Raw genomic sequence first — 16,273 nt, forward strand, 5'->3', positions numbered from 1 at the left:
GAAATTACAGGGGATTAGTGGGGCTATACTGCGCCGCGACCCGAGCTTGCCCTATGATGTGGCCGACGCAAGCGACCGGCCGATGGCCGAGGAAAAACAGGGGAGAGGAAATGGAACTGCGCTGCGCCTGGGTAACCAAGGACCCGGAATACATCGAATACCATGACAAGCAGTGGGGCAGGCCGGTCCGCGACCCGCGGGAGCTGTTTGCCAAGCTCTGCCTCGACGGCCAGCAGGCGGGGCTGTCGTGGATCACCATCTTGAAGCGCACCGAGAGCTACCACCGCGCCTATGCCGACTTCGATCCGGTACGCATCGTGCAGTTCGATGACCAGGACGTGGAGCGGCTGATGCAGGACACCGGCATCATTCGCAACCGGCTCAAGGTGCAGTCGGTCATCAAAAATGCCCGCGCCTATCTGGCGCTGGAGGCCGAAGGCATCGACTTCGCCGAGTTCCTGTGGGGCTTCGTGGGGGGCGCCCCCATGGTCAACCAGCGGCAGGGCAACGGCGACATTCCCGCGACCTCGCCCGAGTCGGATGCTATGTCCAAGGCGCTGAAGAAGCGCGGGTTTACCTTCGTCGGCAGCACCATCTGCTACGCATTTATGCAGGCGGTGGGCATGGTGAACGATCATCTCGTCACCTGCCCCTGTCACGCCGAGTGCCAGCAGCAGGGGTAGAGCGGGCGCACGTCAGATGAAAGAGGGAGGCTTATGCCTCCCTCTTTCTTTGTCGGCTCTTGCCTGGCGGGCAAGTCGTCGTTGCCGGGGGCCTTTTCGTCCCTCGGTACAGCCGGGATACAGTCGCAGGGATTCACCATCGGGATCACCATCACGAGGATATCCCATGTCACTGAGCGCAATTCGCACCCTCTCCTTCGGCAGCCTGATCCTGACCGGTTGCACCCTGCTGATGACCTTGCCCGCCCAGGCCACCGATCGCCAGGATGCCCGCGATGTGCGCCAGGAGACCCGTCAGGAGTCCCGTGACGCCAAGCAGGAGTGCCGGGAGGGGCTGGTTGGCAATGCCGACTGCCGCCAGGAGCACCGCGACAACAAGCAGGAGGGGCGCGACCAGGCCCGCGACATCAAGTACTGATGCCCCTCGCCTGGACGAGGCCGATCCCGTCTTAGGGCGCCACAAGGGGACCCGGTTTCCTTGTGGCGCTTCCCCGCTCCCCAGCGTCACACTTTGGCGCCTCTCTGGGTTAGAATGCGCGGCCATCGGCTAGAGTCGTTCTTTTTCAGAGGTTTTTTCATGCATTTCAAGAAACTGGTTCCTGCACTTGCCCTGACCATCGCCATCACTGGCTGCACCACCAACCCCTATACCGGTGAATCCCAGACCTCCAAGGGCGCCTGGGGCGCGCTGGCGGGTGCCGCGACCGGTGCCGCCGTGGGCGCGCTCTCCTCCAGCAAGGGTGACCGCAAGAAGGGCATCCTGACCGGCGTGGCCGCCGGTGCAGCCCTGGGCGGCGGTATCGGTTACTACATGGATGTGCAGGAAGCCAAGCTGCGCGAGAAGCTGCAAGGCACCGGCGTCAGCGTGACCCGCAACGGCGATCAACTGATCCTGAACATGCCGAACAACGTCACCTTCGACAGCTCCAGCGCCCAGCTGAAGGCCGCCGGTGCCAACACCCTGTCCGGCGTGGCCATGGTGGTCGCCGAGTTCGACAAGACCCGCCTGAACGTGGTCGGCCACACCGACAGCACCGGTTCCCGCGAGCTGAACATGAAGCTCTCCGCCCAGCGTGCCGACGCCGTCGCCGCCCAGCTGATCGGTCAGGGTGTGACCGGCAGCCGCATCGCCACCAGCGGCGTGGGCCCGGATCAGCCGGTCGCCACCAACAGCACCGCCGAAGGCAAGGCCCAGAACCGTCGGGTGACCATCACCCTGACCCCGACCGCCTAAGCCTCAGCGCTGCAGTCATGAAAAAGGCCCCGCCAGTGTACTGGCGGGGCCTTTTGTCATCTGTCTGGTCAGCGAATGCCTGCCGTAGCGTGGCAGACTTCCCGCCGGTTTAGACGGCGGCGGTCAGCTGCACTTCCACCTTGTAACCTTCGTGGGCCAGACGGGCCTGGACGCAGGCACGGACGGGGGCGGTGCCCGTCGGGATCCAGGCATCCCACTGCTCGTTGAAGGCGGCGATGTCAGCGATGTCTTTGAGATAGATGTTGGCCATCAGGATCTTGTCGACGCCGGAGCCGTTGGCCTCCAGCAGGCGCTGCAGACTCTCCAGTACCTCGCGAGTCTGCTGGTGGATGTCGGCGGTCTCGGTGGCGGGCACTTCCACCACATAGAGGGTGCCGTTGTGGATGACCACGTCTGACCAGCGCTGGGTGGTGCCGATACGGGTAATGGTTGTCATGTTTGCTCCGAAACGGGGGTTATTGACCCTTGCGGATCAGATAGCGGTAGGGCGCCTGCTCGGTCTCGCTGGCGACCAGGGTGTGGTCCATGAAGCGGCAGAAACTGGGAATGTCGCGGGTGGTGGAGGGATCGTCGGCACTGACCAGCAGGGTCTCGCCCTCGGCCATCAGCCGCACTTTTTTACGCACCATCATCACGGGTTCCGGGCAACGAAGCCCGATTGCGTCCAACTCATGAGTTGCGTCGCAGAATAAAGCACTCATCAATAATCAACCTTCAACCAATTCAGCCAGCAATGATACTCAAGGCGAAAAAATAATCAAACCGGAGGGCGGTTGTGCAGCATATGCCACCAAAGTGTGAACAGGATCTACCCAGGCCTCGCCCGATGAGTAATATAAAAAATGAACCATATTCAACAAGGAGGTGTGAATATGCAGGTCTCCTACGGCAGATTGCAAGCCTACGCGGGCATGGGGTTCTTGTCGTTCGCCATGATAGTCATGGGCAGCCCGATCGGAAACACCGGCACCTGGTTCGGCTCCATGGTAATGATAGGGCTGGGGCTCTGGATCGAGCTCAGCGACTACTACGACGAGGATGAGGACGAGAACGATCCTTCCTGAGAGTCAGGCTCTCGACACACAAAGGCGGACAGGGTCCGCCTTTGTCATTTCTGCTCCGCGCCGGAGCGGGTCGAGCGCATGGCGCGCTCCAGCTGCTGCGCCGTCTGCTGCGGGTTGGCCCTGGTGTCGTTGAAGAAGCTGCTCAGCACGTCCATGATCCCCTGGCGCATGTTGGTCGGCACCGCCATCCCCTCGGCCATGCTGGGCAGCAGGTTATCCTGCTGCTCGGCGTGGAGGAAGTCCCGATAGGAGCGGATGGCGCAGCGATCGAACTTGCTCATATCCGGCTTGATGAGCGCCGGTATAGAGCCCTTCACCCGGTTGAACTCCTCCTGGAATTTCGGCGTCATCAGCAGCCTGGCCAGCTCGCCCTGGGCCTGCAGCTGGGCGGGGTCCCGCTGCTTGAACATGGCGATGGAATCGAGGTTGTAGCTGAACAGCCCCTGGCTGCCCGGGCTCGGCAGGCATTCGATGTCTTCCCCGGGGCGGTAGTTGCCGGCACTCAGCTCCCCCTTCACCCAGTCCCCCATCACCTGCATGGCGGCGCCGCCGTTCTCCAGCAGGGTGGTGGCCTGGTGCCACTTCAGGCCGGCGTATTTCTCCGGCACATAGGCGCGCAGCTGCTGGAAGCGGGTCAGCACCCGCACCATGTCGGGGCCGGTCAGGGTGGCGCTGTCCTGCTCTAGGAAGGCCTTGCGATAGAAGGCCTTGCCCCCTTCCCCCAGCGCCACCGTCTCGAACAGCACCGCGAGCTGCCAGGGTTCGTTGCCGATGGCGACAGGCGTGATCCCCTCTGCCTTGAGCTTGTCCGCCACCGCCACGAACTGGGCCCAGTCGGTGGGGGGCGTGAGCCCTTGCCGCTCGAACACCTTGCGGTTGAGCCACAGCCAGTTGACCCTGTGGATGCCGGTGGGCACCGCCATCAGGGCGCCGTTCTGGCTCAGGGTCTCCCGCACCATGGGCGGCAGTTGCGGGTACCAGCCGAGGTGTTCGGCCATGGGGGTGAGATCGCGCAGGAAGCCCAGGCTGCCCCACTCATGCAGCTCGTACCCCTTGAGGTGGGCGGCCTCCGGCGGGTTGGCCGCCAGGGCCCGGCTCTTCAGCACCGTCATGGCGCTCTTGCCACCCCCGCCCTGCACGGCGAAGTCGTTCCACTGGTTGCCCTGCTCGGCCCACTCCGACTTGAGCACCTCCACCGCCTTGGCCTCGCCGCCGGAGGTCCACCAGTGCAGCACCTCCACCTGGGAGGCGCCGGCGGGCAGGGAGAGCAGGGCGACAATGGCAAACGGGAACAACTTCATACTGTGACTGCCTTGATTGAAGGAGAGTGGTCGGAGCCGAGCGCACGCCACCCGTGCAGTTCCCGATGCGCCGGGAGGCGGCAACGGGTAAAGCGAGCAGGGCGACGACAGAGAGACAACCACTTCATGCATTACTGCCTTGGTAGGGAGAGGGTGGCCTGCAGGCCGCCCTGGGGGCGATTTTCGAGCACCAGGTCGCCGCCGTGGGCGTGGGCGATATTGCGGGCGATGCCAAGGCCCAGCCCGGTGCCGGCGGCATCCGTGCTGAGGCGATAGTAGGGCTCGAAGATGCGCTCGAACTGGTCTTCCGGCAGGCCCGGGCCCTCGTCCATGATGAAGAGGATCAGCATCTCCTCGTCATCCATGATGATGATGCGCACGCGCTGGCCGTACTTGATGCCGTTGTCCACCAGATTGCCGATGCAGCGCTTGAGGGCCAGCAGCTTGCCGCGGTAGGGCCACTTGCAGTGCCCCTCTATGGTGAGCAGATCCTCGTGCAGGTTCATGGACTCCGCCATCTGCTCCAGCAGGGCGTTGATGTCGATCTGCTCGAGGTTCTCGTGAATGTCGGTCTCCTTCACCGTCTGCAGCGCCCCTTTGACCATCAGCTCCAGCTCGTCGAGATCCTTGTTGAACTTGGCGATCTGCTGTTCATCGTCGAGCAGTTCGACCCGCAGCCGCAGCCGGGTGATGGGGGTCTTGAGATCGTGGGAGATGGAGCTGAACAGCCGCTCTCTATCGTCGATGAAGCGGCGGATGCGTTGCTGCATGATGTTGAAGGCGCGGGTGGCCGCGACGATCTCGGAGGCCCCCTCCTCCTTGAGGGAGGGCTGGTCGATGTCCTTGCCGAGGTTGACTGCCGCCTTGGCGAGCCGGCGCAGGGGGCGGGTCTGCCAGCGCACCAGCATGAAGGTGAAGAAGCAGAGGAACACCGTCATCAGGGCGATGAAGCGCACCTGGTTGCTCGGCATCACGGTGTCATCCAGGGTCATGTAGGGGGCGGGAAGCAGGGCCGCCAGATAGAGCCACTCCCCCGGTTCTATCTCTATCTGGGTCACCAGCACCGGCGGGTTGAGGGGTTCCAGCGACAGGGTGTAGCGGGCCCAGGAGGAGGGCAGATCCGCCAGCAGGGTGTCGTTGTTGAAGACGTGCAGCTCCTCGGGGCGGGAGAAATCCACCTTGATCGCCATGGCGTCGGAGAGCTTGCGGGTCAGCACTTCCTGCACCTCCTTCAGCACCAGCGTCTTGCGCTCGCTGTCGGGGATGGCGCTGATGTGGATCTCCTCCTCGTTCAGGGAGACGAAGAAGCGGCTGCCCCCCATGTTGCGCAGCTGATCCAGCGCGATGTGACGGTACTGCAGCGGCAGGGACTTGAAGAAGTTGACGGTGGAGGCGGCCGACAGCGCCAGGTTGCGGGTGGTGCTGAGCATGCCCTCCAGCTCCCGCTTCTGGATCTGCTGCATCCAGATGCCGGTGAGTATGGTCTGGGAGAGCAGGATGGCCAGCAGCAACAGCAGCAACATCCGCGACAGCAGGGAGCGCGGCACCAGGGCTCGCCAGAACCACCCGCTCTTCATGGGATCTCTCGCCTTGTGTCGATCAGCATGCCGTCGTTGCAGGCCCTCATGGGATCTCGTGCACCTCGGCGATCAGCATGTAGCCGCTGCCGCGGATGGTCTTGATGATGCGCGGGCTCTTGCCGTTGTCACCCAGCTTCTGGCGCAGACGACTGATCTGCACGTCGATGCCGCGCTCCATCGGCAAACTCTCGCGGCCACGGGTGGCGTCCGAGATGGTGTCGCGGTCGAGCACCACGCCGGGTTGCTGCAGGAACATGCCGAGCAGCATGGCATCGCTGCCGGAGAGATCCAGCAGGCTGCCGTCCTCGTGGGTCAGCTGGTGGCTCAGGGTGTCCAGGGTCCACTCGGCGAAGCGCAGGCGACGGCTCGGCTCCTTCTCTTTCTCCGGCTGGCGGAATTCGGCGCGGCGCAGCAGCGCCTTGATGCGGGCCTGCAGCTCGCGCGGGCTGAACGGTTTGGCGATGTAGTCATCGGCACCGAGTTCGAGACCGATCACCCTGTCCGCCTCGTCGGAGGCTGCGGTCAGCATGATGATGGGTACCTGAGAGTCGCGACGGATCTGCTGGCAGAGGGTAAAGCCGTCGTCACCGGGCATCATGATGTCCAGAATGATGAGGTCCGGGCTGTGCTGGGCGAGTTGCTGGCGCATCTCGTTGCCCTCTGCCGCCGTCAACACCTGGAAACCCGCCCGGGTCAGGTATTCGTTGAGCAGTTCGCGGATCTCCTGATCGTCGTCGACGATAAGCAGTTGTTTGCTCGTTGACATATGTATGTGCATCCACCCATTTTTTTGTGCAGATTGAACCTGTCGGGGGAGCAAAAAGCAAGCAAGGCCCCCCTCTAATGTGAAGTTATGGGCAATATAGCCTCAGGATTGACCCAGATCGCGGGAAAGGAATAAAAAAGGCCGACCCAAACGGGCCGGCCAATACGCAGATTCCGACGACAGGAGCACACCCCGTGTGGTGGGCTCCACAGACTCGAGAGCGGGAGCGGCGGGCCGATCCCGACACCGGCAAGAGGGCCCGCCACGCCGCAAAGAGGGGTGGGCCCGCGTCTGGTGTTCCGACCAATCCGGTCAGAGATGGTGCTACACCCGCTCGAAGACGGTGGCGATGCCCTGACCCAGGCCGATGCACATGGTGGCCACCCCCAGGGTCGCGTCCTTCTCTTCCATCAGATTGATCAGGGTGGTGGAGATGCGGGCGCCGGAGCAGCCCAGCGGGTGACCCAGGGCGATGGCGCCGCCGTTCAGGTTCACCTTCTCGTCCACCAGGTCTTGCAGACCCAGATCCTTCACGCAGGGGAGGGACTGGGCGGCAAACGCCTCGTTCAACTCGAACAGATCGATGTCGCCGACGGTCAGACCGGCCCGCTTGAGCGCCTTCTGGGTGGCCGGCACCGGGCCGTAACCCATGATGGCGGCATCGCAGCCGGCGATGGCCATGGCACGTACCCTGGCGCGCGGGGTGAGGCCGAGGGCCTTGGCGCGATCCGCACTCATCACCAGCATGGCGGCGGCGCCATCGGACAGGGCCGAGGAGCTGCCGGCGGTGACGGTGCCGTTGACCGGGTCGAACACCGGGCGCAGCTGGCTCAGGGTGTCGACCGTGGTCTCCGGGCGGATCACCTCGTCATAGTCGTAGAAGAAGCGGGCGCCGCTGGCGTCGTGCCCTTCCAGCCCGACGATCTCCCTGGCGAAACGGCCTTCCACGGTGGCGGCGTGAGCACGGCGGTGGGAGCGAGCCGCAAACTCGTCCTGCTGTTGACGGCTGATGCCATGCAGCTTGCCGAGCATCTCGGCGGTCAGCCCCATCATGCCGGAGGCTTTCGCCACCGACTTGGCCATGCCGGGGTGGAAGTCTACCCCGTGGCTCATGGGCACGTGACCCATGTGCTCGACGCCGCCGATGATGAAGATGTCGCCGTCACCCACCTGGATGGCGCGGGAGGCGTCGTGCAGCGCCTGCATGGAGGAGCCGCACAGGCGGTTGACGGTAACCGCCCCCACCTGCTTCGGAATGCCGGCCAGCAAGGCGGCGTTGCGGGCGATGTTGAAGCCCTGCTCCAGGGTCTGCTGCACGCAGCCCCAGTAGATGTCCTCGATCTCGTTCGGGTCGAGGTTGGGGTTGCGCAGCAGGATGGATTTCATCAGGTGCGCGGACAAGTCTTCTGCACGCACGTTGCGGAAGGCGCCGCCCTTGGACCGGCCCATCGGGGTCCGGATACAGTCGACAATGACTACGTCTTTCATGAATGGATCTCCTTTCCGCAATCAGTAGAAGGTTTTGCCCTGGGCGGCCATCTCGCGCAAGCGGTCGCTGACGCGGTAGAGCGGGCCCAGGTCGGCATACTGGTCGGCCATGGCGACATAGCGATCCAGACCAATGGTGTCCAGATAGCGGAACACGCCGCCGCGGAAGGGAGGGAAGCCCAGACCGTAGACCAGCGCGATGTCGGCTTCGGCTGGGGTGGCGACTATGCCCTCTTCCAGGCAGAGCACCACCTCGTTGATCATCGGGATCATCATGCGGGCGATGATGGCGTCCTTGTCGAAATCCTGTTTCGGCTTGGCGATGGGGGCCAGCAGCTCGTAAGCAGCGGCATCGGCCACCTTTTTCGGCTTGCCCTTCTTGTCCTGCTCATAGGCGTAGAAGCCCTTGCCGTTCTTCTGACCGAAGCGGCTCGCCTCGTACATCACGTCGATGGCGGTGCGACCTTCCTTGCTCATGCGCGCCGGGAAGCCCTGCGCCATGACATCACCGGCGTGGTGGCCGGTGTCGATGCCGACTACGTCCAGCAGGTAGGCGGGGCCCATCGGCCAGCCGAACTCCTTCTCCATCACTTTGTCGACGGCCGCGAAGTCGGCGCCATCGGCGACCAGCTTGTTGAAGCCGAAGAAGTAGGGGAACAGCACGCGGTTGACGAAGAAGCCCGGGCAGTCGTTGACCACGACCGGGGACTTGCCCATGGCGGCGGCGTAGGCCACCACGCGGTTGATGGTGTCGTCCGAGGTTTGCTCGCCGCGGATGATCTCTACCAGGGGCATGCGGTGCACCGGGTTGAAGAAGTGCATGCCGCAGAAGTTTTCGGGGCGCTTCAGGCTCTTGGCCAGCAGGGAGATGGGGATGGTGGAGGTGTTGCTGGCGAGCACGGCGTCTTCGCCGATCACGCCTTCCACTTCACTCAGCACGGCCGCCTTCACTTTCGGGTTCTCGACCACGGCTTCGACCACCACGTCCACATGCTTGACGTTGTCATAGCTGAGGGTCGGGGTGATGGCGGAGAGCACCTGGCCCATCTTGATGCCGTCGATGCGACCGCGCTCGAGCTGGCCGTTGAGCAGCTTGGTGGCTTCACCCATGCCAAGTGCCAGCGCCTTCTCGTTGATGTCCTTCATCACCGCCGGGATGCCCTTGCTGGCGGACTGGTAGGCGATGCCGCCCCCCATGATGCCGGCACCCAGTACGGCGGCATGGCCGGTGGCCTTGTTTGCCTGCTTGGCGGCCTTCTTGGCCAGTGCCTTGATGTGCTGATCGTTGAGGAAGATGCCGACCAGCGCCTTGGCCACGTCGGTTTTCGCCAGCTTGATGAAGGTGGAGGCTTCGGCGGCCAGCGCTTCGTCCCGACCCATGCCGGCGGCGGCTTCCACCGTCTTCACGGCGGCCATGGGTGCCGGATAGTGTTTGCCCGCCACGGCGGCAACCATGCCGGCGGCGGTGGTGAAGCTCATCATGGCTTCCAGTTTGGAGAGGCGCAGCGGGGCCTTCTTGGCGGCGCGGCGGCCCTGCCAGTCCAGCTTGCCCTTGATCGCGTCCTTGATCATCTGCACGGCGGCGCTCTGCAGCGCATCCGGGGCGACCACGGCATCGATGGCACCCACCTTGAGGGCGTCATCGGCACGGTAATCCTTGCCGGTGGTGATCCACTCCAGCGCGTTGTCGGCGCCGATCACCCGCGGCAGACGGACGGTGCCGCCAAAGCCGGGCATGATGCCGAGCTTGGTCTCGGGCAGACCGATCTTGGCTGTGGTATCGGCCAGCCGGAAGTCGGTGGAGAGAATGGTCTCGCAGCCGCCGCCCAGGGCGTGGCCCTTGATGGCGGAGAGGGTGGGCACCGGCAGATCTTCGATGGCGTTGAAGATGTCGTTGGCCTTTTTCAGCCAGCCGAGCAGATCTTCCTGCGGCAGATCGAACAGTTCCAGGAATTCGGTGATGTCGGCGCCGACGATGAAGGCGTCTTTGCCGGAGGTGAGGATCAGACCTTTTAGTTCACGTTCTTGTTGTAATGCGGCGATCGCTTCGCTCAGGGAGAGCAGGGTAGCGCGATCCAGCTTGTTGACTGAACCCGGAGCATCGAACCTCAGCTCGGCAATGCCGTCGTCGAGGTAGCTGACCGTCAGGGTTTCGCCTTGGTAGATCATGAGAGTGTCTCCTTGTTCCCACATGGTGGGGGGTGGTGCTCCTTTATCCCCAGCAGGGGGCGAGGCTCACTATTGATCCAAAAGGAGACATTTTCAACACCTATTTAAAACATTCGTTTAACACATTTAGAGTAAAAGCCCTTTGCCGCGGCGCAGGCTCGTGCGGACAAAAAAGAGGCGCCTTGTGGCGCCTGTTTCCGATAGGAGGCATGTGTCAGCTGGCCAGCTCTGGCCGATCGCGATACTGGTTCAGTACCTCGGGATCGGCGAGGGCATGGGTGTTGTTGACGGGGCGGTTGTGCACCACTTCCCGTACTGCCAGCTCCACTATCTTGCCGGACTTGGTGCGGGGGATGGCATCCACCTGCAGGATGCGGGCGGGCACGTGACGGGCGGTACAATGCTGCCGCACCTGCTGGCGGATGCGCTCGCGCAGGGGCTCGTCCAGCCTGAGGCCGGCCTTGAGCTTGACGAACAGCACCACCCGCTCGTCCTGTTGCCACTGCTGGCCGATGACGATGCTCTCCTCCACCTCGTCGAGCTGCTCCACGTAGCGGTAAATCTCGCTGGTGCCGATGCGCACGCCGCCTGGATTCAAGGTGGCGTCGGAGCGGCCATAGAAGAGGATGCCGCCGGTCGCGGTCAACTCGATCCAGTCGCCGTGACACCAGACGTTGTCGAAGCGCTCGAAGTAGGCGGCGTGATACTTGTCACCTCTCTCGTCCCCCCAGAAGCCGATGGGCTGGGCCGGGAACGGCTTGGTGCAGACCAGCTCGCCCTTTTCACCCTGCACTGGCTGGCCCGCCTCGTTGAACACCTGGACCGCGAGGCCAAGACCGCGCCCCTGGCTTTCGCCGCGATAGACGGGGCTCAAGGGATTGCCGATGACGAAGCAGGAGCAGATGTCGGTGCCGCCGGAGATGGAGCTGAGCTGCACATCTTCCTTGATGCCCTGATAGACGTAGTCGAACCCCTCGGGGGAGAGGACCGAGCCGGTGCTGCAGATAAGGCGCAGCTGCGGCAATGAGTGGGTCTTGATCGGGGCGTAACCTTGCTTGTGCAGGGCATCGAGATACTTGGCGGAGGTGCCGAACAGGGCGACGCTCTCGTCACGGGCGAGATCCCAGAGTACGTTGCCGTCCGGGTAGAAGGGGGAGCCGTCGTAGAGCACCAGGGTGGCGCCGGAGGCAAGCGCGCTCACCAGCCAGTTCCACATCATCCAGCCGCAGGTGGTGAAGTAGAAGATGCGCTCCCCCGGCTTGATGTCGCAGTGCAACTGGTGCTCTTTCAGGTGTTGCAGCAGGGTACCGCCGATGCCGTGGACGATGCACTTGGGTTTGCCGGTGGTGCCGGACGAATAGAGGATGTAGAGCGGGTCGTTGAAGGCCATGGGCTCGAAGGCGAGCTGGGCCCCGGGTTGGCTCGCGAGCACCTGATGCCAGTCGTGACCGAGCTGCAATGGGTTGCCCAGCAGGGGGATCATGACTGTCTGCTCTATGCTGTCGATCTGGCTCAGCACGCCGGCCACCTTCTCCTGAATGTCGATGGCCTTGCCACCGTAGCGGTAGCCGTCCACTGCAAAGAGCACTCTGGGCCGGGTCTGGCCGAAGCGCTCCACCACGCTGGCTTCGCCGAAATCCGGGCTGGTGGAGGTCCAGATCGCCCCCAGGCTGGTGGTCGCCAGCATGGCCACCACGGTCTCCGGAATATTGGGCAGATAGGCTGCCACCACATCGCCGCGGCCTATGCCCTGGCTACGCAGCCACTGGGCCAGCCTGGCGACCTGATCCCCCAGCTCGCGCCAGCTCAGGGTCTGGCTCGGGCCTCCTTCGATGCGGGAGATGATGGCAGGGCTGTCGTCCTGACGGCGCAGCAGGTTTTCGGCGAAGTTGAGCCGGCTGTCCGGGAACCAGCGGGCGCGCTGCATCTCCTGGCGGTTCTCCGCCACTATGTTGCCGAGCTCCCCCTTGACGCCGCAATGCTGCCACACCAGGGGCCAGAAGCGGGTGGTCTTCTCCACCGACCATTGATAAAGGTCTGCATAGCTGCGCAGTTGCAGGCCGTGGAAGTGATTGACCTCGGCCATGAACTGATGGAGGTTGGAGTGCTGCATCCTGTCCTGATCCGGTGTCCACAGACAAAGGTTTTGCATGAGTCGTTCCTGACGGCTGGTATCTACTGTCTGTGGGCAGTGTATTGAATTGTTTTTTGTTTGTTAATTGTCTGTTTTCGTTTAATAACAAAAACCCTGTAACCTATGCGTTACCTCACGAAGCGAAGGCCTGGTGGCTCGAGCCTTGATTCGCTTGATGTTATGCTGAACCCACATTCGCCCGGAGCAGGACGCCATGAGCAGTTACAGTCAACTTTTTGCCCAGCATCTCGATACCCTGCAGCAGCGCACCCGCGACATACTGCAACAACAGGGGCTCAGCGGCCTGGCCATCCACTCGGGTCAGACCCACCGCATCTTCCTCGACGATCAGGACTATCCGTTTAAGGTGAATCCCCAGTTCAAGGCTTGGTTGCCGGTGCTCGACAACCCCCACTGCTGGTTGCTGGTGGATGGCGTGAGCAAGCCGGTGCTGCTGTTCTACCGGCCCGTGGACTTCTGGCACAAAGTGGCGGATCTGCCCAACGCCTTCTGGGTCGACTTCTTCGATATCCGCTTCCTGACGAGGCCGGAGCAGGTGGCGGATCACCTGCCTGCCAACAAGCAGGAGTGGGCCTATCTGGGAGGGCACCTCGAGGTGGCCGAGCTGCTGGGGCTGGGGCAACCCAATCCGGAGGCGGTGCTCAATTACCTGCACTATCATCGCGCCTACAAGACCCCCTATGAGCTGGAGTGCCTGCGGGATGCGAACCGCATCGGCGTGCGCGGCCACATCGCGGCCAAGGACTCCTTCATGGCGGGGGCGAGCGAGTTCGAGATCAATCTGGCCTACATGAAGGCGGTCGGGCAGGGGGCCAATGAGGCGCCCTACGGCAACATCGTCGCCATCAACCGCAACGCGGCCATCCTGCACTACACCCACCTCTCCACCCAGCGGGTGCCGGACGCGGAGCGCCACTCCTTCCTGATCGATGCCGGGGTGGACGTCCATGGTTATGCCTCCGACATCACCCGTACCTGGGCCTGGCGTCGGGGCGAGTTTGCCGATCTCATCGCCGCGCTGGATACCCAGCAGCAGGAGATCATCAAGGAGATCAAGCCGGGTCGCCGATACAGCGAACTGCACCTGCAGATGCATCACAGGCTGGCGCGCCTGCTGCAAGCCAGCGAGCTGGTGGACATGTCGGTGGACGAGATGATCCACACCGGCGTGACCAACGTCTTCTTCCCCCACGGTCTGGGTCACTTCCTCGGTCTGCAGGTCCACGACGCCGGCGGTTTCATGCAGGACGAGCGCGGCACCCATCTGCCTGCCCCCGAGCAGTTCCCCTATCTGCGCTGCACCCGGGTGATGGAGGTGGGCCAGGTGTTCACGATCGAACCAGGCCTCTACTTCATCGACAGCCTGCTGGAGCCCCTGCGTCAGGGTGAGCAGGGCAAGCGGGTCAACTGGAACAAGGTGGAGGCGCTGCGGCCCTATGGCGGCATCCGCATCGAAGACAACGTGGTGCTGCACGCCAACGGGGTGGAGAACCTGACGAGGCAAGCAGGACTCTGATGGCGGCGGATTACCCCGTACCGGTCGGGCCTGTGGAGGTGAGTGAAGAGATCAAGAAGAGCCGCTTCATCACCTTCATCGCCCACACACCCACAGTGCCGGCCGCCAAGGCCTGGATCGATGACATCAGAGCACAACACCCCGGGGCCCGGCATCACTGCTGGGCCTTCGTCGCAGGGTCCCCGCAGGACAGCCAGGTGTATGGCTTCAGCGATGATGGCGAACCCTCGGGCACGGCGGGCAAACCCATGTTGGCCCAGCTGATGGGGGCAGGCCTCGGTGAGGTCGCCGCCGTGGTGGTGCGTTATTACGGTGGCGTCCTGCTCGGCACCGGTGGCCTGGTCAAGGCCTACGGCGGTGGCGTGGGGGCGGCCCTCAAGCAGCTAGAGACCCGTATCAAACGCCAGCAGACCGCCTCCCTCATCCAGTGTGACTACACCGATATGGGGGCGGTGGAGGCGCTGATCTCTGCCCATCATGGCCAGTTGCTGGCAGCCGACTATGGCGCCAGCGTCACCTTGCAGGTGGCATGGGAAGCCTCCCTGTGGGCCCAGGTGGCGCGAGAATTGACCGACCGAACCCAGGGGCGGGTATCCCTTCGTCCCTTAGATGGCTAGAATCCATCGCTCTTTTAGCCTGAAAAGGGAGCCGGAATGCAGATTCTGAGCATCATTCGTATCGTCGGTCTGCTGGTCGCCCTGTTCAGCTCGACCATGCTGCTGCCTGCGATGGTGGCTTTTGGGTATCGTGATGGCGGCGGTACCGAGTTCGTCAACTCCTTCTTCATCGCCCTGCTGCTCGGCATCCTGCTCTGGTTCCCCAACCGCCACCAGAAGAAAGAACTGAGATCCAAGGAAGGCTTCCTCATCGTGGTGCTGTTCTGGGTGGTGCTGGGCAGCGTGGGTGCGGTCCCCTTCATCATGAGCGACATGCCTGACATGTCGGTCTCCGAGGCCTTCTTCGAGTCATTTTCCGGCCTGACTACCACGGGGGCGACCGTGTTGACCGGGTTGGACGAGCTGCCCAAGGCCTTCCTGTTCTATCGCCAGTTGCTGCAATGGCTGGGGGGCATGGGGATCATCGTACTGGCCGTCGCCGTGCTGCCGCTGCTCGGGATCGGGGGCATGCAGCTCTATCGCGCCGAGATCCCGGGGCCGGTCAAGGACAACAAGGTCACCCCGCGCATCGCCGAGACGGCCAAGGCGCTCTGGTTCATCTATCTGCTGCTCACCTCCCTCTGCGCCCTGGCTTACTGGATGGCGGGGATGACGCTATTCGATGCCATCTGCCACTCCTTTTCCACCCTGTCGGTGGGGGGCTTCTCGACCCACGACGCCAGCATCGGTTTCTTCGACAGCCCGGCCATCAACCTGATCACCGTGCTCTTCCTGCTGCTGGCGAGCGTCAACTTCGCGCTGCACTTCATGGTGTTTGCCCACAAGCCGGTACGTGTGAGCAGCTACCTGCGGGACTCGGAGCTCAAGGTGTTCCTGAGCATCCAGTGCGTGCTGGTGCTGATCTGTTTTGTCTCCCTGCTGCTCCACGGCCACTACGATACCTGGCAGGATGCGCTCAACCACGGCCTGTTCCAGGCCGTGTCCCTCGGTACGACCACAGGCTACAGCACCACGAGCTATGCGGAGTGGCCCTCCTTCCTGCCCATGCTGCTGATGTTCTCCGCCTTCATCGGCTGCTGCGCCGGCAGTACCGGGGGGGGCATCAAGGTAATGCGCTTCATGATCCTGTTCCTGCAGGGGATGCGCGAGCTCAAGCGACTGGTGCATCCACGCGCTATCTATACCCTGAAGCTGGGGCGCCGGGCGGTCCCCGAGCGTATCGTGGAAGCTGTGTGGGGCTACTTCGCCACCTATATCATCCTGTTCTTCATCTTTATGCTGCTGCTGTTGATGACGGGGCTGAACGAGGTGACGGCCTTCTCAGCCGTGGCGGCTGCATTCACCAACGTGGGGCCCGGGCTGGGGGAGGTGTCGGCCAACTTCGGTAATATCTCGGCCACGGCGCAATGGATACTGATCGTGGCCATGCTGTTTGGACGATTGGAAATCTTCACACTTCTGGTACTGTTTACTCCTGCATTCTGGCGTAGTTGAGGTTGGTATGGACAAGATTTTGGTGCTTTATTCTTCCCGTGACGGGCAAACACGGAAAATTGTGGATGTCATGCTGGAGGAAATATCAGGATGCGAAGTAGTCATGCAGGACCTGCACACCCTGCCCATGTGTAACCTCAGCAAATATGCCAAGGTGTTGATCGGCGCCTCCATCCGCTACGGCA

Annotated in this window: 16 protein-coding genes (1 of these 16 running past the window's edge); 8 read left to right on the forward strand and 8 right to left on the reverse strand. The window is 63.0% G+C overall.

The features are described from left to right. The first annotated feature begins 110 nt into the window (after positions 1-110). The 3 genes from I6L45_RS06805 (at position 111) to I6L45_RS06815 (ending at position 1,917) form a co-directional block, all read left to right on the forward strand. Entirely contained in the window at positions 111-683 is a 573-nt protein-coding gene (locus tag I6L45_RS06805) for a DNA-3-methyladenine glycosylase I (protein ID WP_216983782.1), read from the forward strand. 166 nt (positions 684-849) lie between these two features. Beyond that, on the forward strand, positions 850-1,101 hold the full coding sequence (locus I6L45_RS06810) for a hypothetical protein (RefSeq protein WP_254204378.1): 252 nt from the start codon (positions 850-852) through the stop codon (positions 1,099-1,101). Between the two features lie 159 nt (positions 1,102-1,260). Then, a complete protein-coding gene (locus I6L45_RS06815) occupies positions 1,261-1,917 on the forward strand; it encodes an OmpA family lipoprotein (RefSeq protein WP_043763963.1) in 657 nt (218 codons plus the stop codon). Between the two features lie 109 nt (positions 1,918-2,026). Here I6L45_RS06815 and I6L45_RS06820 read toward each other — a convergent pair whose 3' ends face one another. Both I6L45_RS06820 and tusA read right to left on the reverse strand, forming a co-directional pair. Then, entirely contained in the window at positions 2,027-2,374 is a 348-nt protein-coding gene (locus I6L45_RS06820) for a RidA family protein (protein WP_043763964.1), read from the reverse strand. 19 nt (positions 2,375-2,393) lie between these two features. Beyond that, positions 2,394-2,639, reverse strand: a complete 246-nt coding sequence (gene tusA / locus I6L45_RS06825; protein WP_042074048.1) for a sulfurtransferase TusA — start codon at positions 2,637-2,639, stop codon at positions 2,394-2,396. 171 nt (positions 2,640-2,810) lie between these two features. Here tusA and I6L45_RS06830 point away from each other — a divergent pair, with 171 nt between their 5' ends. Beyond that, positions 2,811-3,002 (forward strand): hypothetical protein, encoded by a 192-nt coding sequence (locus I6L45_RS06830; RefSeq protein WP_043763966.1) that lies wholly within the window; start codon positions 2,811-2,813, stop codon positions 3,000-3,002. 44 nt (positions 3,003-3,046) lie between these two features. Here I6L45_RS06830 and I6L45_RS06835 read toward each other — a convergent pair whose 3' ends face one another. The 6 genes from I6L45_RS06835 to I6L45_RS06860 all read right to left on the reverse strand — a co-directional run bounded on the left by I6L45_RS06835 (position 3,047) and on the right by I6L45_RS06860 (position 12,458). Beyond that, on the reverse strand, positions 3,047-4,303 hold the full coding sequence (locus I6L45_RS06835) for an ABC transporter substrate-binding protein (RefSeq protein ID WP_216983783.1): 1,257 nt from the start codon (positions 4,301-4,303) through the stop codon (positions 3,047-3,049). A 131-nt stretch (positions 4,304-4,434) separates the two neighbouring features. Further along, a complete protein-coding gene (locus I6L45_RS06840) occupies positions 4,435-5,880 on the reverse strand; it encodes an ATP-binding protein (protein WP_043763968.1) in 1,446 nt (481 codons plus the stop codon). Between the two features lie 46 nt (positions 5,881-5,926). Further along, positions 5,927-6,649 (reverse strand): response regulator, encoded by a 723-nt coding sequence (locus tag I6L45_RS06845; protein ID WP_005307430.1) that lies wholly within the window; start codon positions 6,647-6,649, stop codon positions 5,927-5,929. A gap of 324 nt (positions 6,650-6,973) precedes the next feature. Further along, on the reverse strand, positions 6,974-8,158 hold the full coding sequence (gene fadA / locus I6L45_RS06850) for an acetyl-CoA C-acyltransferase FadA (RefSeq protein WP_216983784.1): 1,185 nt from the start codon (positions 8,156-8,158) through the stop codon (positions 6,974-6,976). Beyond that, a complete protein-coding gene (fadB, locus tag I6L45_RS06855; protein ID WP_216983785.1) occupies positions 8,159-10,306 on the reverse strand; it encodes a fatty acid oxidation complex subunit alpha FadB in 2,148 nt (715 codons plus the stop codon). 214 nt (positions 10,307-10,520) lie between these two features. Beyond that, positions 10,521-12,458, reverse strand: a complete 1,938-nt coding sequence (locus I6L45_RS06860) for an acetoacetate--CoA ligase (protein ID WP_216983786.1) — start codon at positions 12,456-12,458, stop codon at positions 10,521-10,523. A gap of 196 nt (positions 12,459-12,654) precedes the next feature. Between I6L45_RS06860 and pepQ the strand changes: the two genes are divergently transcribed. The 4 genes in view from pepQ to hemG are tightly spaced (at most 36 nt apart) and all read left to right on the forward strand, a layout consistent with a single transcriptional unit that may run on beyond the window. After that, positions 12,655-13,977 (forward strand): Xaa-Pro dipeptidase, encoded by a 1,323-nt coding sequence (gene pepQ, locus I6L45_RS06865; RefSeq protein ID WP_216983787.1) that lies wholly within the window; start codon positions 12,655-12,657, stop codon positions 13,975-13,977. Continuing rightward, complete coding sequence (locus I6L45_RS06870) at positions 13,977-14,594, forward strand: YigZ family protein (RefSeq protein ID WP_216983788.1); 618 nt, start codon at positions 13,977-13,979, stop codon at positions 14,592-14,594. Before pepQ ends, I6L45_RS06870 begins: the two co-directional genes overlap by 1 nt. Positions 14,595-14,630: 36 nt before the next feature. Further along, positions 14,631-16,088 carry a TrkH family potassium uptake protein gene (locus I6L45_RS06875; RefSeq protein WP_216983789.1) on the forward strand — a complete coding sequence of 486 codons (1,458 nt, stop codon included), beginning with the start codon at positions 14,631-14,633 and terminating at the stop codon, positions 16,086-16,088. A gap of 7 nt (positions 16,089-16,095) precedes the next feature. Beyond that, positions 16,096-16,273, forward strand: the beginning of a protein-coding gene (hemG, locus tag I6L45_RS06880) for a menaquinone-dependent protoporphyrinogen IX dehydrogenase (protein ID WP_216983790.1). Its footprint extends 347 nt past the window's final position; 178 of the gene's 525 nt are visible here — the first part of the coding sequence; it begins with the start codon at positions 16,096-16,098; the stop codon falls past the right edge of the window.

This window comes from Aeromonas sp. FDAARGOS 1415, from assembly GCF_019048365.1.
Lineage (GTDB): Bacteria > Pseudomonadota > Gammaproteobacteria > Enterobacterales > Aeromonadaceae > Aeromonas > Aeromonas taiwanensis.